We start from the raw sequence: 18,088 nt of genomic DNA, 5'->3' as shown, positions 1-18,088 counted from the left end.
CCACCATCGGCGCGACGATGAACTGAGGCGTGCTGAAACGGAATCGGGCTTTCCGAGGTGCTTGACCCGTTTTTTACCCGACGTGAAGATATCGATCGGGCAACGGGTCTCGCGCCCAGCAGCGTGACGCGCGTAGAAACCTGTCATGCATAAGCCACTGCGTATCGCGGCGATCGCCGCAGCGTGTGCCCTCTCCGGCGCCGCTCTCTACGGCGCCGGTGCGGCCACGGCCGGACAGTCCACGGCCAACTCCACCCACGAGCCCTACAACATCGGGCTCCTGGTGAAGGACATCGACACCTACTACGGCACGGCGGCGGACGCCGACGGCGTGTACCAGGCGTCGCCGACCAGCCCGTACGCCAAGGACCTGGCGCGTATCGACGCCTCCGCCCGGGAGTACATCGACAAGGCGGCGCGCAAGGCCCGCCACCACGGCGAGAAGCCCGCGGTCGTCTTCGACATCGACGACACCCTGCTGCTCAGCCTCGACTACGAGAAGCGGTACAACTACACGTACAACTCGGCCAGCTGGGCCGCGTACGTGAACAAGGCGGACCGGCCGGAGGTCTTCGGCAGCCCCGAACTCGTGCAGTACGCCGAGAAGAAGGGCGTCGAGGTCTTCTACAACTCCGGTCTCGGCGAGGCGCAGCGCGCGGCCGCCGTGGAGAACCTGAAGAAGGTCGGCGCGGACGTCAACCTCGACGCCGGCCACATGTTCCTCAAGGACGCGGCCAACCCGCCGTCCTACCTGAGCGCGTGCGCCACCCCGGGCACCTGGACCTGCACGACCGTGCAGTACAAGTCCGGCACCCGCAAGCACATCGAGCAGGACCTCGGGTACGAGATCATCGCCAACTTCGGCGACCAGTACTCGGACCTCGACGGCGGCTACGCCGACCAGAAGTACAAGCTGCCGAACCCGACGTACTTCGTCAGCTGATCCCGCGCCCGGGGCGGATCGGACCCGGGGCCGGCGCGACGGGCTGAAGGGTACCCACCGCGGCGAACCACAGCCGGTCGACGAGCGTCCCGCGCCCACGACCGCGAAGCGCCCCCGCCGGTCACACCGGCGGGGGCGCTCTGTCGCCGACGAGGGGGGCTCGATCGGCGGCTGCCGGCCGAGGGGGGCTCAGGCCGACAGGTCCATGTGCTTCTAAGTCGCCGCTGCCGGGGAAACGGTTGCCGCGCACCGCGAGATTTTTCTACGAGCCGCCGGATCCACCCGTGCCGGCCGAGTCGCCCGCGCCGGCCGCGAAGCCGCCGCCCACCGTGTGCCGCTCGCCGCCCGCCGTGGCTGTGACCGTGTAGGCGTCGTCCGCGGCGCTCCGGCCGCCGCGCCGGTGGTCGTACTGCCCGGCGAACACCCACTCGCCCTCCGGGACGCTACGGCCCTGCTTGAGCACCCAGGTGTAGAGGAGGAAGCCGTTCCGCTCGCCGATCGTGAGGTCGAAGTCCTGCTCGGGCAGGGTGCGCCAGGCGCCGGCCGGGCTGACGCCGCCGGTCTGGGCGATCTTCAGCCGCACGGTGAGGGCGGTGAGTTGCTCGCCGGTGCGCACCGTGAGGTCGCTCTGCGACCAGAAGTCGTTGCTGTGCGGGTCCACCGACCCGTCCGACCACAGCGGCCCGTCGGCCGCGGTGGTCGCGGTCGGCGGCGCGGAGGCGGGCGGCCTCGCCGAGGCGGTGCCGCTCGGGTCGTCGTGGGCCTTCGGTGCCGTGGCCGACGCCGCCGGTGCCCGACGCACCGGCGGTTCGGGCGCACGGCTCGTCGCGTCCGGTGGCGGCGTCGGCGTCGGGGAGACCGCGACCGTCTGCCGCCGCGGGGGAGCGTCGTCGTGCACCGCCGAGCCCATCGCGTAACCGCCGGCCGCGAGCATCCCCGCGACAGCGGCCGTGGCACCCGCGACCCGGGCCCAGCCCCGTACCGGCGGCCGGGTGTCCCGGTGGCCGGCACGGCTGCGCGCGCCCATGCCCCGCTCGATCCGGGCCAGCATCACGTCCCGGTCCGGCTCGTGCGCCTCGGCCGCCTCCCGCAGCCGGGCGTGCAGCTCGTCGTGCGCGTCCCGCCGCCTCATCGGCCCGCTCCCGCGGCCGGCCCGCCGGGCGCCATCGCCGCGTGCACCTTCCGCGGCTCGCCCTCGGCGCCCAGCAGCCGCTGCAACTCGGCCATCCCCTTGGACGTCTGGGACTTCACCGTGCCGACGGAGACGCCCAGCGCGAGGGCGGTGTCCTTCTCCGAGAGGTCGAAGGCGTGCCGCAGCACCACGCACGCCCGCTTTCTGAACGGCAGCCTGCGCAGCGCCTCCTGCACGTCGACGACGCCCGCGACGTCGGGGTTCTCGGTCGTCTCCTCGCCCTGCGACCAGAACAGCGACATCCGCCGGCGCTCGCGCACCGCGCTGCGGATCCGGGTGCGGGCGAGGTTGGCGACGACTCCGCGGGCGTAGGCGACCGGGTGGTCGGCCGTGCGCACCCGGTCCCAGCGGTGCCACAGGGCGAGCAGCGCGTCGGCCGCGAGATCGTCGGCGGCGTCCGCCTCGCCGGTCAGCAGATGGGCGATACGGGACAGTTCGGCGTAGTGGCGCTCGAAGAAGGCGTGGAACTCCACGGAGGCCGCGTCGTCGACGACAGTGCCCACGGGACGGACCTCCCTGTCTCTGTCATGCAGATGACATTCCGTAACACGGGGAAAACCTGAAACCTGTTCAAGGGGGGAACAATCCAGCCAGCATCCGCACACTGATCCATCCGGCGACGAGGAGCACCCGCCATGACCGACACCGAGACGACGGCCGACCGGCCAAGTTCCGCACCACCAGCGGCGAACGGCGTCGACCGGTATTTCAGGATCTCCGAACGGGGATCCACCTTCGGCCGGGAGATACGCGGCGGCTTCGCCACGTTCTTCACGATGGCCTACATCCTTGTCCTGAATCCCATCATCCTGGGCAGCGCGAAGGACAAGTTCGGCCACACGCTCGACACCGGCCAACTCGTCACCGCCACCGCGCTGGTGGCCTGCGTGATGACGGTGATCATGGGCGTCGGCGGCAATCTGCCGCTCGCCATCGCGGCCGGTCTCGGCCTCAACGCCGTCGTCGCCTTCCAGCTCGCCCCGATCATGAGCTGGCCCGACGCGATGGGCCTGGTCGTCGTCGAGGGCGTCGTGATCTGCATCCTGGTGGTCACCGGGCTGCGCGAGGCGATCATGAACGCCATCCCGCAGCAGCTCAAGCAGGCCATCGGCGTCGGCATCGGGCTGTTCATCGCCTTCATCGGTTTCGTGGACGCGGGATTCGTCAGCCGTATCCCGGACGCCGCCCAGACCACCGTGCCGGTGCAGCTCGGCGCCGTCGGGCGGCTCACCGGCTGGCCCGTGCTGGTCTTCTGCGTCGGCGTGCTGCTCACCATCGCGCTGCTCGCGCGCAAGGTGAAGGGCGCGATCCTGATCAGCATCGTGACCATGACGGTCGTCGCGATCGTCATCGACGCGATCGCCGACATCAAGAGCTGGGGCCTGACCACCCCGCACGTGCCCGACAAGATCGTCGCCACGCCCGACTTCGGGCTCATCGGTCACTTCAGCCTGTTCGGCGGCTTCGCGAAGGCCGGCATCCTCACCGCGGTCCTGCTGGTGTTCACGCTGATCCTGTCGGACTTCTTCGACGCGATGGGCACCATCGTCGGCATCAGCGCCGAGGCCGGGCTGCTCGACGACAAGGGGCAGGTGCCGGGCATCGGCCGCGTGCTGTTCATCGACGGCGCGGCGGCCGTGGCCGGCGGCGTGGGCTCCGCCTCGTCCAACACCGCCTACATCGAGTCCGCGGCCGGCGTCGGCGAGGGCGCCCGCACCGGGTTCGCCAACCTGATCACGGGCGGCCTCTTCGGGCTCGCGCTCTTCCTCACCCCGCTGCTGACCATCGTCCCGCTGCAGGCCGCCGCGCCCGCCCTGATCGCGGTCGGCTTCCTGATGATGACCCACGTCAAGCACATCGACTGGGACCGCTACGAGATCGCCATCCCGGCGTTCCTGACCATCGCCACCATGCCGTTCACGTACTCCATCACGGACGGCATCGGCGCCGGCTTCCTCGCCTACGTCGTCATCAAGTCCGTCCTCGGCAAGGCCAAGGAGGTGCACTGGCTGCTGTGGGGCGTGTCGGTGCTCTTCCTGGTGTACTTCGCGATCGATCCGGTGGAGCAGATCCTCGGCGTGAAGTAGGCGTCCGGGCCGCTCAGTTCTTCAGTGCCGCCTCCATCACGGCCTTGGCCACGGGGGCGGCCAGCCCGTTTCCGCTGACCTCCGAGCGGGCCGCGTCCGACTGCTCGACGACGACCGCCACGGCGACCTCCTTGCCGCCCGCCTTGCCGTAGGAGGTGAACCAGGCGTACGGCGTCTTGCTGTTCTTCTCGCCGTGCTGGGCCGTGCCGGTCTTGCCGCCCACGGTCACGCCCGGGATCTGCGCGTTGGTGCCCGTGCCGTCGTCCACGACCGTCCGCATCGCCGACTGGAGCTGCCCGGCGGTGGAGGCGCTGACGATCTGCCGGGTGGTGGTGCCGTCGTCGTAGTTCTTCAGCACGTCGCCGCCGCTGTCGGTGATCTGGGAGACCATGTGCGGCGACAGCAGCTTGCCGCCGTTGGCGATGGCCGCGGAGACCATGGCCATCTGCAGCGGGGTCGCCGTGACGTCGTACTGGCCGATGCCGGTCAGGGCCGTGGAGGAGCGGTCCATGTCCGAGGGGTAGACGCTGGCGTACGCGCGCACCGGCACGTCCTGCTCGGTGTCGTTGAAGCCGAACTTCTCCGCCATCGCCCGCACCTTGTCCTGGCCGAGGTCGACGGCCATCTTCGCGAAGACGTTGTTGCAGGAGTACTGCAGCGCGGTGCGGATCGAGGCGTTCTCGCAGGGCGCGCTCGGGTTCTCGTTCGACAGGTCGGTGGTGGTGCCCGGCAGCGTGTACGGGTCCGGGCTCTTGGTCCTCTGGTCCACCGTGGAGTACAGCCCGTCCTCCAGCGCGGCGGCCGCGACGACCAGTTTGAACGTCGAGCCCGGCGGAAGCGGCTGGCGCAGCGCGCGGTTGGTCAGCGGCTTGTCCTGGTCGGCGTTGAGCTTCTTCCACGCGGTGCCGGCGGTGTTCGCGTCGGTCAGCGCCGAGGGGTCGTACGAGGGGGTCGAGACGACCGCCAGGATCCTGCCGGTCTTCGGGTCGATCGCGACGGCCGCGCCCTTCTTGGAGCCGAGCGCGTCGTAGGCCGCCTTCTGCACGTCCGGGTCGATCGTCGTGATCACGTCGCCCGGGTCGGCGCGCTTGCCGGTGACCGTGTCCATCAAAGTGTTCAGGCGGGTGTCCGTGCCGTCGAGCAGGTCCTGGTAGATGCCCTCCAGCTGGGTGGGGGCGTAGGCCTGCGAGGCGTAGCCCGTCACCGCCGCGTACAGCCGGCCGTCCTTGTACGTGCGCTTGTACTTCAGGTCGCCGTTGCCGGTCGGCGCCGAACCGGTCACCGACTGGCCGCCCACGATGATGTTCCCGAGCGGCTCCGCGTACGTCTTGATCGCGTTGCGCCGGTTGTCCTTGTCGTCCGCGAGGGCCTTGGCGTCGTAGAACTGCACCCAGGTCGCCCTGGCCAGCAGCGCGAGCACGAGCAGCAGTGTGAAGACGGAGGCCCGCCTGATCGTCTTGTTCATCCCGCACTGGATGACGAGCGGAACCGAGCGGATCGTTCCCTTCCGCCCCCATTTCTCATCGTGCGCTCATGAAGCCGGCCTCGTAGGCCGCGATCACCGCCTGGGTGCGGTCGCGGGTGCCGGTCTTCGCCAGCACCGCCGCGACGTGCGACTTGACGGTGGCGGCGCCGACCCCCATGCGGCGCGCGATCTCCGCGTTCGTCAGCCCGTCCGCCATGTGCCGCAGCACCTCGCTCTCCCGGCCGGTGAGCCTCGCCACCCAGGGCGGCGGCGCGGCGAAGGCGCGCGCGTGCTCCTCGGCCAGCGCCCGCACGGCCGAGGGGAACAGCAGGCAGTCGCTGCGGGCGACGAGCCTGACGGCCTGTACCAGCGCGTCGGCGTCGACCCGTTTGAGCAGGAAGCCGGCGGCCCCCGCGCGCAGCGCGTCGTACACGTAGGAGTCGTTCTCGAACGTCGTCACGACGACGATCCGCGGCGGCCCGTCGGGCGTGCCGAGGATCCGCTCGGTGGCGCGGATCCCGTCGATCCCGGGCATCCGGACGTCCATCAGCACGACGTCGGGCCGCACCTCCCGCACCACGGCCACCGCCTCCGCCCCGGTCGCCGCCTCGCCGACCACCTCCAGATCCGGTTCGGCGGACAGGATGGCCCGCAGCGCTGTGCGCACCATGCGCTCGTCGTCGGCGAGGACGACGCGGACGGTTGAGCCGGTCACAGGATTCCTTCCCGTCGTACGGGCTTCAGGGGCAGGCGGGCGCGCAGGCGCCAGGTGCCGTCCCGCGCCGGGCCGGCCTCGGCGGTACCGCCCAGCAGCCGGGTCCGGTCCGCGATGCCGCGCAGCCCGTGGCCGCCGCCGGGGCGGCAGGCGGCCGGGGCGCCGAGCGGATTGTCGACGGTGATGTCCAGCAGGCCGTCGGCCTCCGTGATCCGCAGCCCCACCCGCGCCGCGCCGCCTGCGTGCTTGAGGGCGTTGCTCAGGCCTTCCTGGACGATGCGGTACGCCTCGCGGGAGAGGACGGGCGGCAGGGCCGCGGGGTCGGTGGCGACGGTGGCGGTCACCCGCAGCCCGCCGGCCCGGACGCGGCGCAGCAGCCCGTCGAGATCGGCGGCGAGGGTGGGCGCCGGGCCCGTGCCGGGCGAATCGCCGTCGCGCAGCACGCCCAGCACCGCGTCGAGTTCGCCGACCGTGCGGCGGGCGGTGTCCTCGATCGCGGCGAGCGCCTCGCGGACGAACTCCGGGTCGCTGCCGAGCACGCGGCGCGCCGCGCCCGCCTGGAGGGTGACGGCGCTGAGCGCGTGGCCGACGGAGTCGTGCAGCTCGCGGGCGAGCCGGTTGCGGACGGCGAGATCGGCGGCCCGGGCCTCGGCGGCCGCGAGTCGGTCCTCCGGGCTCGGCCCGAGCAGGCGCGGCGCCGTGCACGCGAGAAGGGCGCCGGCCGCGGCCGCGCAGCCCGCGAGCGCGAGGAGGCAGGCCACGCCCGCGACGGGCGCCAGCGCCAACGCCCAAGGATGGTCGAGGACTTCGGGCAGTCCGAGCCGGCTGTCGCGCAGCCATGCGACCAGCGGCAGCGCGATCAGCACGGCCGCGAAGGGCGGCACGGCCAGCGACATCCCGGCGATCACCCCGCCGAGGCCGAGGTGCAGAGTGAACCAGGCCGCCGTGCGTCCCTTCGCGGCCCGGGTGCGGGCGGGGCCGTAGACGAGCCGGGCCGCGTCCACCCCGCACAGCCACCGGACGGCGCTCGCCTCCAGCGGCCGCGTCAGCGGGAACAGGGACGTGGCGGCGGCCAGGGGCAATCCCACGGCGAAGGAGAGGAGTTGGAGACGGAAGTCCGCGAAGACGTCCTGCGAGCCGGTGACCGGTCCGAGGACGGTCGCGCCGAGCAGGACGTACGGCATGGCGAGCGCGCCGCCGAGGATCACATGGACCCACCGCAGCCGCGCCCGCCGCCCGAACAGCACCCGGGCGAACCCCCTGACCCGCACCATGGGGCCACGGTCGCCCATGCCGGGCCGGGTCCGCGTCCTGCCCGGCGACGATCCGCATCCGCCTGTGGGTGGAGAGCGGCGTGCCCCGGACTCATCCGTCCAGGGTCAGCACCACTTCGTCGATCTCCTCGCCGCGCGCGTTCGCGAACCCCGACACCTGCGCCGTGACCTTGAAGCCGCACTTCTCCAGCACGCGCCGCGAGCCGGTGTTGTCCGCCGCCGCGCGGGCGTACAGCGGGCGTTCGGGCACCTCGGCCAGGAGTTCCCGCAGCGCGGCCGTGGCCACGCCGCGTCCCCAGTAGGCGCGGTCCACCCAGTACGTGACCTCGCGCTCGCCCGGCTCCCCGTACACGCTCGCGCTGCCGACCACGTCGCCGTCGGCCAGGATCGCCCGCGCGACGGAATCGGAGGCGCGGATCCCTTTCCACAGGGACTGGAAGGCGCCCCAGTCGGCCGGGTCCTCGGCCGTGAACGCGGCCATGTGGACCGCCTCGGGGTCGTTCATCTGCCGGAAGAAGACCGGCAGATCGCTGTCATGCACCGCGCGGAGTACGACGTCCATGCGGTCAGAGCCTAGCTTCAGCTCCGGGTCAGAGCCTGCGGGTCGCCAGGGTCAGCCGGTCGCGGGCGTCGAACAGGGCGTCCTTGACCATCTGTTCGTGCGCCGGGGTCAGCCGCGCCACCGGCACCGAGCAGCTGATCGCGTCCCGCGCCGGCGTGCGGTAGGGAATCGCCACGCCGAAGCAGCGCAGCCCCAGAGTGTTCTCCTCGCGGTCCACCGCGAAGCCCTGTTCGCGGACCTGGTGGAGCTCCTCGATGAGCTTCTCGCGGTCCGTGATGGTGTTCTCGGTGAGGGCCGGCAGCGTCTCCGGGAGCAGCTTGCGCACCTGCTCGTCGGTGTACGTGCTCAGCAGCGCCTTGCCCAGCGAGGTGGAGTGCGCGGGCAGCCGGCGGCCCACCCGGGTGAACGGGCGCAGATAGTGCTGCGACTGGCGCGTGGCCAGGTACACCACGTTCGTGCCGTCCAGGCGCGCCAGGTGGATCGTCTCCGTGGTGTCGTCCGACAGCCGGTCCAGCGTCGGCCGCGCCGCCGCGACCACCTCGTCGCCGTCGATGTACGAGGTGCCGACCAGCAGCGCCCGCACCCCGATGCCGTAGCGCGTGCCCGTCGCGTCGGTCTCCACCCAGCCGAGCTCCACCAGCGTGCGCAAAAGCATGTACAGGCTGGACTTGGGGTAGCCGACCGCCTCCTGGACCGAGGCGAGCGAGTGCATGCCGGGACGGCCGGCGAAGTACTCCAGCAATTCAACGGTCCGCACCGCGGACTTGACCTGCGCCCCGCCGCCTGTCTCGACTGCCGACATCGCCCTTGACCCCTTCGTTGGACGGGAAATAGTCTCCAACAGCATATTCATCATCAGAGACAGCGTTCAGCATATCGAACGACCCTGGTGAATGACCCAGCAATACGTGGAGGGACCGCGGTGGCAGCAGCACCAGTCTGGAGTGTCGACCCCCGAACCGGGAAGCAGCGTGAACAGGTTGCGGTGGAGGCCACAGCCCAGGAGGTGGACGCCGCCGTCCGTGCCGCGTACGCGAGCAGGGGCGCCCTCGCCGACCGCGCGGTCCGCTCCGCCTTCCTGCGCACCGCCGCCGAGCAGCTCGAGGCGGCCCGGGACGGACTGGTGGAGACCGCCGACGCGGAGACCGCGCTCGGCCCGGTCCGGCTCACCGGCGAACTCGCCCGCACCTGCTACCAGCTCAGGGCGTTCGCGGACATCGTCGACGAGGGCGCCTTCCTCGACGTGATCATCAACCACCCGGACGACACCGCGACCCCGCCGATCCCGGACCTGCGCCGCTACAAGGTGCCGCTGGGCGTCGTCGCCGTCTACTCCGCCTCCAACTTCCCCTTCGCCTTCTCCGTCGCCGGCGGCGACACCGCGAGCGCACTGGGCGCGGGCTGCCCGGTCGTGGTCAAGGCGCACCCCGACCACCCGGCCCTGTCCGAGCTGGTCGCCAAGGTGCTGCGCCGGGCCGCCGCCGCGCACGGCATCCCCGAGGGCGTCATCGGGCTGGTGCACGGCTTCGAGGCGGGCGTCGAGCTGGTCCGGCACCCGCTGGTCGCCGCCGCCGGGTTCACCGGTTCCGTCAAGGGCGGCCGGGCGCTGTTCGACGCCGCCGCCGCGCGCCCGAACCCGATCCCCTTCCACGGCGAGCTGGGCTCGCTCAACCCCGTCGTGGTCACCGAGGCCGCCGCGGCCGAGCGCGCGGAGGCCATCGGCGCCGGGCTCGCCGGGTCGATGACGCTGGGCGTCGGGCAGTTCTGCGTGAAGCCCGGCCTGGTGCTCGCGCCCGCCGGCGCGTCGGGCGACCGCCTGGTGAAGTCCCTGACGGACGCGGTCAGCGACACCGACGCGGGTGTCCTGCTGGACCACCGCATGCGCGACAACTTCATCGCCGGGGTCGCCGAGCGCGCCGAACTCCCCGACGTGGACTCGCCGGTGACCCCGGGCGCGGGTGGCGACCACACGGTGAGCGCGGGCTTCCTGACGGTGGCGGCGCAGAAGCTGGCCGCCGAGGGGGCCTACGACCTGCTCCTGGAGGAGTGCTTCGGGCCGGTCACCGTGGTGGCCCGTTACGAGGACGAGGCGGAGGTGCAGTCGGTGCTGTCCCGGCTGCCCGGGAACCTCACGGCGACGGTCCACCTCTCGGCCGAGGAGGCCGCCGGCGAGGGCCGGGGAGCGGAGCTGCTCGCCGAACTGACCCCGCTCGCCGGCCGGGTCCTCGTCAACGGCTGGCCGACCGGTGTCGCGGTCGCCCCCGCCCAGCACCACGGCGGCCCCTACCCGGCGACCACGTCGACGTCGACGTCGGTCGGCGGCACGGCGATCGAGCGCTGGATGCGGCCGGTGGTGTACCAGGGCGCGCCCGAGGCGATCCTTCCGCCGGAGCTGCGCGACGACAACCCGCTCGGGCTGCCGCGGCGCTACGACGGCCGCCTCGAGCGCTAGGACGGGCCCTTCGCACCCCAGGCCCGCATCGCCCGCACCGAGGTGCCACACTCACGGGATGGACGTGGAACTCCCCGAACTGCCCTTCGCACTGCGCACGTACGGCCCCGACGGCAACTGGTCCTACGAGGACGGCATCCTCACCGGCTGGGCCGGTCCCCGGCAGGACCGCTTCGTACCGCCGACCGGTGAGGCCCTGGAGCCCGCCTCGGACGCGCCCCGGCTGCTGGGGGCGCCCGAGGGGGACTTTCAGCTGATCGCGCGGGTCACGGTGGGCTTCGCCGGGGCGTTCGACGCGGGGGTGCTCTACGTCCACGTCGGCGAGCGGGCCTGGGCCAAGCTCTGCCTGGAGTACTCCCCGGACGTGCCCACTGTCTGCACGGTGGTCACCCGGGGCCACTCCGACGACGCCAACTCCTTCACCGTGGAGGGCAGTTCGGTGTGGTTCCGGGTGAGCCGCACCGGCCGCGCCTTCGCCTTCCACGCCTCCCGCGACGGCAAGCGCTGGATCTTCGTCCGTCTCTTCACCCTCGGCACCGAGAAGGAGACGGGCGACGCCCTGATCGGCTTCATGACCCAGTCCCCGATGGGTGAGGGCTGCGTGGTCACCTACGACCACCTGGAATACCGCCCCACCTGGCCGACCGACCTACGAGACGGAAGCTGAGCGGTCGCCTGGCGTTCGGCGGAGAGGCCCGCGCGGATCACGCGGAGCGGTGGGCCGGGAGGCGGGTGCTCAAGGTTGCCGTTGCTGCGAGCAAGGTCGCGCTGATGATCAGGCTCAGGTGCATGCCGGACCGGAAGTCCGTTGCCACCAGGCCGCCGAACACCGCGATCCCCAGGCCGCCCGAGACCTGGCGGGCCGCGTTGAGCAGACCCGCGGCCACGCCCGCGCGTTCGGCGGGCACGGCGTCCATCATCGCGGCGGTCAGCGGCGGCACCGTCAGGGCGCAGCCCAGGGCGAGCGGGATCAGGAGCACGGCCACCAGCGCCGGGGGCGTGCCCGCGTCGACGTAGAGGAGGACGAGCAGGGCGACCGCGGCCAGGGCCTGTCCCACCGTCATCGGCAGCCGGGCCCCGTACCGCCCCGCGAGCTTGCCCGCCACCACGTTCGTCACCGCGATCAGTCCGGTCATCGGCAGGAACAGCAGGCCCGCGAAGAGCGGTGAACGCCCCTGCACCTGCTGGAAGAAGAGCGAGAAGACGAACACCATGCTGTAGAAGGCGACACTGACCGCCGCCCCCGCCGCGACCGTCACCGCCACCGTCCGGTCGCGGAAGAGGGGGAGCGGCACGACCGGGTGCGCCCCGCGCGCCTCGATCCGCAGGAAGGCGGCCGCCGACGCGACGGCCACGGCCAGCGCCGCCCACCCCGCGCGCCCGCCCTCGATCACCGCGAACGTCAGCGCCGTCAGGCTCACCACCGCGGTCGCCTGACCGGGCAGGTCGAGCGGCGCGGGACGCCGCCCGGAGCGCGGCGCGCGCGCCGCCAGCAGCAGGATCGCCGCTCCCACCGGCACGTTCACGAAGAAGATCGCCCGCCAGTCCCAGGCCGTGGTGAGCAGACCGCCCGCCACCGGCCCGAGCGCCACCGCCGCCGAACCGCCCGCCGCCCAGACCGCCACCGCACGGGCCCGCCGCCCCGGATCGGCGTACGCCTGCCGCACCAGCGCCAGCGACGCCGGCAGCACGACCGCCGCGGCGACCCCCTGCACCACCCGCGCGCCGATCAGCGCCGGGAGCCCGGGCGCCAGCCCGCACGCCACGGAGGCGAGCGTGAACAACGCCGTGCCGAGCGCGTACGCCCGGCTCGCCCCCGCCCGGTCCGAGAACGCCCCGGTGGACAGCATCAGTGCCGCGAACGGCAGCGTGTAGGCGTCCACCACCCACTGCAGCCCGGACATCCCGCCGTCGAGCGAGGCACCGATCGAGGGCAGCGCCACGTTCACCACCGAGGCGTCCAGGCAGATCAGCGCGAACCCGAGCAGCGCGGCGACGAGGGTGACGGCGGGAGCGGGCCTCTTGGGCGCCAACTCGCGCTCGATGACGGGGAGTTGTTCGCTCCCGAGAGTCTGGTCGGTCGACATGGCTCCATGCTGCGGATTACCGGCGCCGTACAGTAGTGGCCTGAATGCCATGCACCCGGAGGTTCTGGCCATGCCCGCGCACCGTATCGCCGTCATCGCCCCCTCGCCCGTCTCGATGTTCAACCTGGCCATCCCCGAGCTGCTGTTCGGCAAGGTCGAGGTGGACGGCGAGCCCGGCTACGAGGTGGTCATCTGCGCCGCCGAGCCGGGCCCGGTGCCCACCTCCGGCGGGCTCGACCTGTACGTGCGCGACGGGCTGGAGGCCGTGCGCGCGGCGGACACGGTCGTCGTCGCGGGCACCGGCGCGCCCTACGAACCCGACCCGCGCATCGTGGCCGCCGTCCGCGAGGCGGACGCCGCGGGCAAGCGGATCGCGTCGCTGTGCACCGGCGCCTTCCAGCTCGCCGAGGCGGGCCTGCTGCACGGCCGCCGCGCCACCACCTACTGGGCGCACGCCGACGAGCTGCGCCGCCGCTACCCGCAGGTCGACCTCCAGGGAGACGTCCTCTACGTCCAGGACGGCCCCTACGTCACCGCCTCCGGATACGCCGCCGGCATCGACCTGTGCCTGCACGTCATCCGCACCGACTACGGCGCCGCCGTCGCCAACGAGGTCGCCCGGCTCGCCCTCGTCGCCCCCGTACGCCCCGGCGGCCAGACCCAGTTCACCCACACCCCGCTGCCGCCCGAGCGCGGCGTCGTCTGCTCCGACACCCGCGGCTGGGCCATGCGCAACCTCGACAAGCCGCTCACCCTCGCCGACCTGGCCCGGCACGCGGGCGTCTCGGTGCGCACCCTCACCCGCCGCTTCCACGCCGAGAGCGGGGTCAGCCCCCTGCAGTGGCTGCTCCACCAGCGCATCGAGCGCGCCAAGGAGCTGCTGGAGACGACCACCCTGCCGATGGACCAGGTGGCCCGCGCCTGCGGCCTGGGTACCGCCGACTCGCTGCGCGCCCACGTGGTCCGCCGCACCGGTCTGACACCGAGCGCCTACCGGACGCAGTTCACCCGGCTCCAGCCGGAGGGGCTCCCGACACCGGCCGGCGTGCCCGGGAGGCGATCAGGAGAACAGGGAACCGGGACCGCCGGGGACACGTCCTCCGCTGCATGATCGAAGCGAACCGGACCGCCGGCCCCCTGCTGATCAGGACCGCCCTGCCCGCCGAGGCGGAGGCCGTCGCCGAGCTGCACGTACGCGCCCGCGCCACCTACTACCCGGACGGTCTCCCGGACGACGGCCTCGACTGGCCGGCGCTCTGGGCGCAGGCCATCGCCCGTCCCGACGGCCAGGTGCTGTGCGCGGTCCGCGCGGGCCGGATGGTCGCCATCGCCTCCTTCCGCACCCCGGAGGGTGCCTCCGCCCGGACGGTCAAGCTGTTCCAGTTCCACGTCGACCCCGACCACTGGCGCTCCGGCGTCGGCACCGCGCTGCACACCGCCTGCGTCGAGCAGTGGCGGGCCGACGCCCGGCACACCGCCGTCCTCGACGTGCACGCGGACAACCGCCGCGCGCAGGCCTTCTACGCCCGCCAGGGCTGGGTCTCCGACCCGGAGAACCCGCCCGCCGAGGACGACCACCACCTCTTCCTGCGCTTCGCGGTCCCGGGGGAATGACCTTCGCTGCTTGAACGTTCATGCAACGGGCGGAGGAGGTCTCCGTATCCGTACGAGCGGGAGAGAGCCGAGCGCATGAAGGTCGAGATCTGGTCGGACATCGCGTGTCCCTGGTGCTACGTGGGCAAGGCACGCTTCGAGAAGGCGCTGGCCGCCTTCCCGCACCGCGACCAGGTCGAGGTGGTGCACCGCTCCTTCGAGCTGGACCCGGGCCGCGCCAAGGGCGACGTCCAGCCGGTGCTCGCGATGCTCACCAAGAAGTACGGCATGAGCGCGGCGCAGGCGCAGGCCGGCGAGGAGAACCTGGGCGCGCAGGCCGCCGCCGAGGGCCTGGAGTACCGCACCCGCGACCGGGACCACGGCAACACCTTCGACATGCACCGCCTGCTGCACCTGGCCAAGGAACGGGGCCGGCAGGACGAGCTGATCCAGATCCTCTACCGGGCGAACTTCGCCGAGGAGCGCTCCGTCTTCTCCGAGGGCGACGAGCGGCTCGTCGAGCTCGCCGTGGCGGCCGGCCTGGAGGCGGAGGAGGCCCGCACGGTGCTCGCCGACCCCACCGCCTACGCCGACGAGGTCCGCGCCGACGAGCGCGAGGCCGCCGAGCTCGGCGCGAACGGCGTGCCCTTCTTCGTCCTCGACCGCACCTACGGCGTCTCCGGCGCCCAGCCCGCCGAGGTCTTCACCCAGGCGCTCACCCAGGCCTGGGGCGAGCGGTCCCCGCTGACCCTGATCGACGAGGGCGGCGCGCAGGCGTGCGGGCCGGACGGGTGCGCGGTTCCGCAGCAGTGATCACGCGTGGCGTGGCAGAACCCCAGGTGACGGGCCATATATAAGCGTCGCTTGGCGAAACCACGTAGAAATCGGCAATGGACTATGGGTTCGCGGGGGACCACAGTGGATCCATGGAGACCTTCGAGAGCCTCGTCCGTGCCGAGTTCGCCCCGAAGAACACCTACCTGAACACCGCGAGCACCGGCCTGCTGCCGGCCCGCACCGTGGCCGCCCTGCGCACCGCGGTGGAGGCCGCCGCGGCCGGTGCCCCGACCGACATGTTCGCGGACGTCGAGGCGAGCCGCGCCGCGTTCGCGCGGCTGGTCGGAGTGCCCGGGAGCCGGGTGGCCGCCGGGGCCTCGGTCGCCGTCTACAGCGGACTGATCGCCGCCTCCCTCCCGGCCGGCGCCGAAGTCCTCACCGCCGAGGGCGACTTCAGCTCGGTGGTCAACCCCTTCCATGTCCGCTCCGACCTCAAGGTGCGCAGCGTGCCGCTGGAGCGCGTCGCCGAGTCCGTGCGGCCCGGCATCGCGCTGGTCGCGGTCAGCGCCGTGCAGTCCGCCGACGGCCGCGTGGCCGACCTGGCCGCGATCGGGGAGGCGGCGCGCGAGCACGGGGCGCGTACGTACGTCGACGCGTCCCAGGCCGCCGGATGGCTCGACTTCGACGCGGACGCCCACGACTACTCCGCCTCCGTCGCCTTCAAGTGGCTGTTCTGCCCGCGCGGCGTGGCCTTCCTCGTCGTCCCGGAGGACCTCGGCGGCCTCACGCCGCTGTTCGCGGGCTGGGTGGCGGGGGAGCACCCGTGGGACGCCTGCTACGGCCCCATCGACGAACTCGCCCACTCCGCGCGGCGGTTCGACGAGAGCCCCGCCCTGTTCTCCTACGCGGGCGCCCGCCGCTCCCTCGAACTGCTGGAGGAGGTGGGCCGGGACACCGTGCGCGCCCACGACCTCGCCCTCGCCGACCGCTTCCGCGCGGGTCTCGCCTCCCTCGGCCACGAGCCCGTCCCGTCCCCGGGCTCGCCGGTCGTCTCCGTGCCCGGACTCGGCCACCGCCAGGGCCGGCTGAGCAGGGCCGGAGTGGAGGTCTCCGACCGCGCGGGCAACCTGCGCGCCGCCTTCCACCTGTACAACACGGCCGCCGACGTCGACCGCCTGCTGGACGTTCTGTCCGCCTGAACCACTGGCGCGGGCCCTGCCGGGACGCTAGGAAGGGCACGTGGAGTCCACGCGCACCTCCCCCGTACGGCGGCCCGCGGACGCGGAGCTGCACCGGCGCCTGGTGTACGGGGACGAGTCCGCGCTGGCCGAGGTCTACCGGGCGTACGGGGATCTTGTGCGCCGGGTCGCGGTGCGGGTCACCCGCACCCCGGCCGCCGCCGAGGACGTCGCCCAGGAGGTCTTCGCCCAGCTGTGGAGCAGGCCGTACGCCTACGACCCGGACCGGGCCGGCCTGCGCACCTGGCTGTCCATGCTCGCCCACCGGCGGGCCGTGGACTGGGTGCGCAGCGAGGCCCGGCACCGCAAGGACGCCCGCGCCGACGACTCCGCCCTGCACGCCATCCCGGACGCCGCGCCCGGCCCGGACCAGACGGTCGTCGACCGCGAACGCTCGCTGCTGCTGCACTCGGCACTCGCCGAACTGCCGCAGCCGCAGCGGGAGGTGGTCCATCTCGCCTACTTCGCGGGCCGCACCTACCGGCAGGCCGCCGTCGAACTCGGCATCCCGGAGGGCACCGCCAAGACCCGTCTGCGCACGGCTTTACGCTCCTTGGCCGAGACTTTGGCCGACCCTCCCGACCCCGCGCTGGAACGAGGCGCATGATGGCGACACGGCAAGCCGGGAAGGGAGGCTCACGGTGACCGAGCACGACGGTGTGCGCGACCTGCTGGCCGCCTGGGCCTTCGGCGCGCTCCCGCCGGACGAGGAAGCGGCCGTCCCCGGGCACCTCGCCGCGTGCGAGAGCTGCGCGGCGGAGGCGGCGCGCCTGCGCGAGACGGTACGTCTGCTGGAGGGCCCGGCCCCGAACGGCGCGCACGCGCCGCCCGCCGCGGACGTGCTCGCCGCCGCCCTGCGCGCCCGCCCCGCGGCACCCCGGGTCGCCGTGCACGCCGCTCCGTACGCGGCCGCCGTCGCCGGGCTGAAGGCGCTGCTGCCGGAGGCGGAGGGGCGCTGGAGCACGCCGGTCGTGCACGACTGGGACGTGCACGCCACCGTGGCGCATCTGCTCGCCGCCGACGAGCCGCTCGCGGGCCGGCTCGGCGTCGCGGCGCGCCCGCCGGCCCGCGCCGCCGAGGACGGGAACTGGGTGGAGGCGTGGAACCGGCGCAGCGCCGAGGTCATCGCGCGCGAGCACGGCCGTACCCCAGCGCTGACGGTCGCCGGCTGGGCGGCGCAGGCCGCCGCCCTGCTCGCCGCCCCCGAGGCCCGCGAGCCCGAACTCGCCGCGAGGGCGACGATGTTGATGGGCGTACGGCTGCCCGTCGCCGACCACTACGTGGTGCGCGCCTTCGAGACGTGGATCCACACCGACGACATCGGCCGCGCCCTCGGCCTCGCCGTGCCTCCGCCGCCCCCCGCCCACCTGGGGCAGCTGGTGCGGCTTGCCGTCCGCGTCCTCGGCCTGGCCCTCGGCCCCGCCGCGCCGCCCGTGCTCTTCGCGGTGGACGGCGGAGAGCAGTGGGTGCTGGGCTCGGAGGACGAACCGGTGCACGCCGAACTGGCCCTGGACCCGGTCGAGTTCTGCCTCCTGATCGGCGGGCGCCGGACGCCGGAGGAGGTGCCGCGCCGCGCCGCCGGGGACGCGGGCGCGGTCAGGAACGTACTGGAGCGGGGGGGGGGGCCGGTCGTGGTGTGGGGGAAACCCCCCAAAATAAACAACGAGCGTATACGGCATACGGGGCGGAAGCCAAGACACCAT

At 73.0% G+C, this 18,088-nt stretch carries 18 protein-coding genes; 10 read left to right on the top strand and 8 right to left on the bottom strand.

Annotation, left to right across the window (positions count from 1 at the left end):
• Positions 1-145: 145 nt before the first annotated feature.
• The gene (locus tag ACFU97_RS19050; protein WP_384257694.1) at positions 146-943 is read left to right on the top strand and encodes an HAD family acid phosphatase; all 798 of its coding nucleotides are present in this window, start codon (positions 146-148) and stop codon (positions 941-943) included.
• Positions 944-1,205: 262 nt separating this feature from the next.
• Here ACFU97_RS19050 and ACFU97_RS19045 read toward each other — a convergent pair whose 3' ends face one another.
• Together ACFU97_RS19045 and ACFU97_RS19040 are read right to left on the bottom strand one after the other, a co-directional pair.
• The gene (locus ACFU97_RS19045; protein WP_384257692.1) at positions 1,206-2,075 is read right to left on the bottom strand and encodes a hypothetical protein; all 870 of its coding nucleotides are present in this window, start codon (positions 2,073-2,075) and stop codon (positions 1,206-1,208) included.
• Complete coding sequence (locus tag ACFU97_RS19040; protein WP_384257689.1) at positions 2,072-2,638, bottom strand: SigE family RNA polymerase sigma factor; 567 nt, start codon at positions 2,636-2,638, stop codon at positions 2,072-2,074. The genes ACFU97_RS19045 and ACFU97_RS19040 overlap by 4 nt, the downstream gene beginning before the upstream one ends.
• Positions 2,639-2,770: 132 nt before the next feature.
• On the opposite strand from ACFU97_RS19040, the gene ACFU97_RS19035 reads away from it, so the two are divergent.
• Positions 2,771-4,222: an NCS2 family permease gene (locus ACFU97_RS19035; protein WP_384257687.1), complete on the top strand. Its 1,452-nt coding sequence runs from the start codon at positions 2,771-2,773 to the stop codon at positions 4,220-4,222.
• 13 nt (positions 4,223-4,235) lie between these two features.
• On the opposite strand, the gene ACFU97_RS19030 is transcribed toward ACFU97_RS19035, so the two are convergent.
• The 5 genes from ACFU97_RS19030 to ACFU97_RS19010 all read right to left on the bottom strand — a co-directional run bounded on the left by ACFU97_RS19030 (position 4,236) and on the right by ACFU97_RS19010 (position 9,040).
• Positions 4,236-5,687, bottom strand: coding sequence for a peptidoglycan D,D-transpeptidase FtsI family protein (locus tag ACFU97_RS19030; protein ID WP_384257685.1), 1,452 nt, complete (start codon positions 5,685-5,687; stop codon positions 4,236-4,238).
• Between the two features lie 55 nt (positions 5,688-5,742).
• The gene (locus ACFU97_RS19025) at positions 5,743-6,402 is read right to left on the bottom strand and encodes a response regulator (RefSeq protein WP_384257682.1); all 660 of its coding nucleotides are present in this window, start codon (positions 6,400-6,402) and stop codon (positions 5,743-5,745) included.
• On the bottom strand, positions 6,399-7,676 hold the full coding sequence (locus tag ACFU97_RS19020; protein WP_384257679.1) for a sensor histidine kinase: 1,278 nt from the start codon (positions 7,674-7,676) through the stop codon (positions 6,399-6,401). The genes ACFU97_RS19025 and ACFU97_RS19020 overlap by 4 nt, the downstream gene beginning before the upstream one ends.
• Before the next feature lie 91 nt (positions 7,677-7,767).
• Positions 7,768-8,238, bottom strand: a complete 471-nt coding sequence (locus tag ACFU97_RS19015; protein ID WP_384257677.1) for a GNAT family N-acetyltransferase — start codon at positions 8,236-8,238, stop codon at positions 7,768-7,770.
• A gap of 28 nt (positions 8,239-8,266) precedes the next feature.
• Complete coding sequence (locus ACFU97_RS19010; protein WP_384257674.1) at positions 8,267-9,040, bottom strand: IclR family transcriptional regulator; 774 nt, start codon at positions 9,038-9,040, stop codon at positions 8,267-8,269.
• 120 nt (positions 9,041-9,160) lie between these two features.
• On the opposite strand from ACFU97_RS19010, the gene ACFU97_RS19005 reads away from it, so the two are divergent.
• Positions 9,161-10,690: an aldehyde dehydrogenase (NADP(+)) gene (locus ACFU97_RS19005; RefSeq protein ID WP_384257672.1), complete on the top strand. Its 1,530-nt coding sequence runs from the start codon at positions 9,161-9,163 to the stop codon at positions 10,688-10,690.
• A gap of 58 nt (positions 10,691-10,748) precedes the next feature.
• Complete coding sequence (locus tag ACFU97_RS19000; protein ID WP_384257669.1) at positions 10,749-11,357, top strand: DUF1349 domain-containing protein; 609 nt, start codon at positions 10,749-10,751, stop codon at positions 11,355-11,357.
• 37 nt (positions 11,358-11,394) lie between these two features.
• Here ACFU97_RS19000 and ACFU97_RS18995 read toward each other — a convergent pair whose 3' ends face one another.
• Entirely contained in the window at positions 11,395-12,777 is a 1,383-nt protein-coding gene (locus ACFU97_RS18995; RefSeq protein WP_384257667.1) for an MFS transporter, read from the bottom strand.
• A 70-nt stretch (positions 12,778-12,847) separates the two neighbouring features.
• Between ACFU97_RS18995 and ACFU97_RS18990 the strand changes: the two genes are divergently transcribed.
• From ACFU97_RS18990 to ACFU97_RS18965, 6 genes are all read left to right on the top strand, one after another.
• On the top strand, positions 12,848-13,888 hold the full coding sequence (locus ACFU97_RS18990) for a GlxA family transcriptional regulator (RefSeq protein WP_384257664.1): 1,041 nt from the start codon (positions 12,848-12,850) through the stop codon (positions 13,886-13,888).
• The gene (locus ACFU97_RS18985; RefSeq protein WP_384257661.1) at positions 13,885-14,391 is read left to right on the top strand and encodes a GNAT family N-acetyltransferase; all 507 of its coding nucleotides are present in this window, start codon (positions 13,885-13,887) and stop codon (positions 14,389-14,391) included. The genes ACFU97_RS18990 and ACFU97_RS18985 overlap by 4 nt, the downstream gene beginning before the upstream one ends.
• Positions 14,392-14,466: 75 nt before the next feature.
• Positions 14,467-15,183, top strand: coding sequence for a DsbA family oxidoreductase (locus ACFU97_RS18980; RefSeq protein WP_384257659.1), 717 nt, complete (start codon positions 14,467-14,469; stop codon positions 15,181-15,183).
• Between the two features lie 77 nt (positions 15,184-15,260).
• Entirely contained in the window at positions 15,261-16,346 is a 1,086-nt protein-coding gene (locus tag ACFU97_RS18975; RefSeq protein ID WP_384257656.1) for an aminotransferase class V-fold PLP-dependent enzyme, read from the top strand.
• A 40-nt stretch (positions 16,347-16,386) separates the two neighbouring features.
• On the top strand, positions 16,387-16,992 hold the full coding sequence (locus ACFU97_RS18970; RefSeq protein WP_384257654.1) for an RNA polymerase sigma factor: 606 nt from the start codon (positions 16,387-16,389) through the stop codon (positions 16,990-16,992).
• Positions 16,993-17,026: 34 nt separating this feature from the next.
• The coding region (locus ACFU97_RS18965; RefSeq protein WP_384257652.1) for a maleylpyruvate isomerase family mycothiol-dependent enzyme at positions 17,027-18,088 on the top strand (1,062 nt) is incomplete at its 3' end.

This window comes from Streptomyces sp. NPDC057616 (assembly GCF_042800575.1).
Classification (GTDB): domain Bacteria; phylum Actinomycetota; class Actinomycetes; order Streptomycetales; family Streptomycetaceae; genus Streptomyces.
This window is presented reverse-complemented; position numbering and strand designations above follow the sequence as displayed.

What these genes read in the sequence shown, in the direction of transcription:
- ACFU97_RS19050 (WP_384257694.1), top strand. Translation starts at nt 146, where the DNA reads ATGCATAAGCCACTGCGTATCGCGGCGATCGCCGCAGCGTGTGCCCTC.
- ACFU97_RS19045 (WP_384257692.1), bottom strand. Translation starts at nt 2,075, where the DNA reads ATGAGGCGGCGGGACGCGCACGACGAGCTGCACGCCCGGCTGCGGGAG.
- ACFU97_RS19035 (WP_384257687.1), top strand. Translation starts at nt 2,771, where the DNA reads ATGACCGACACCGAGACGACGGCCGACCGGCCAAGTTCCGCACCACCA.
- ACFU97_RS19030 (WP_384257685.1), bottom strand. Translation starts at nt 5,687, where the DNA reads ATGAACAAGACGATCAGGCGGGCCTCCGTCTTCACACTGCTGCTCGTG.
- ACFU97_RS19020 (WP_384257679.1), bottom strand. Translation starts at nt 7,676, where the DNA reads ATGGTGCGGGTCAGGGGGTTCGCCCGGGTGCTGTTCGGGCGGCGGGCG.
- ACFU97_RS19015 (WP_384257677.1), bottom strand. Translation starts at nt 8,238, where the DNA reads ATGGACGTCGTACTCCGCGCGGTGCATGACAGCGATCTGCCGGTCTTC.
- ACFU97_RS19010 (WP_384257674.1), bottom strand. Translation starts at nt 9,040, where the DNA reads ATGTCGGCAGTCGAGACAGGCGGCGGGGCGCAGGTCAAGTCCGCGGTG.
- ACFU97_RS19000 (WP_384257669.1), top strand. Translation starts at nt 10,749, where the DNA reads ATGGACGTGGAACTCCCCGAACTGCCCTTCGCACTGCGCACGTACGGC.
- ACFU97_RS18995 (WP_384257667.1), bottom strand. Translation starts at nt 12,777, where the DNA reads ATGTCGACCGACCAGACTCTCGGGAGCGAACAACTCCCCGTCATCGAG.
- ACFU97_RS18990 (WP_384257664.1), top strand. Translation starts at nt 12,848, where the DNA reads ATGCCCGCGCACCGTATCGCCGTCATCGCCCCCTCGCCCGTCTCGATG.
- ACFU97_RS18985 (WP_384257661.1), top strand. Translation starts at nt 13,885, where the DNA reads ATGATCGAAGCGAACCGGACCGCCGGCCCCCTGCTGATCAGGACCGCC.
- ACFU97_RS18980 (WP_384257659.1), top strand. Translation starts at nt 14,467, where the DNA reads ATGAAGGTCGAGATCTGGTCGGACATCGCGTGTCCCTGGTGCTACGTG.
- ACFU97_RS18975 (WP_384257656.1), top strand. Translation starts at nt 15,261, where the DNA reads ATGGACTATGGGTTCGCGGGGGACCACAGTGGATCCATGGAGACCTTC.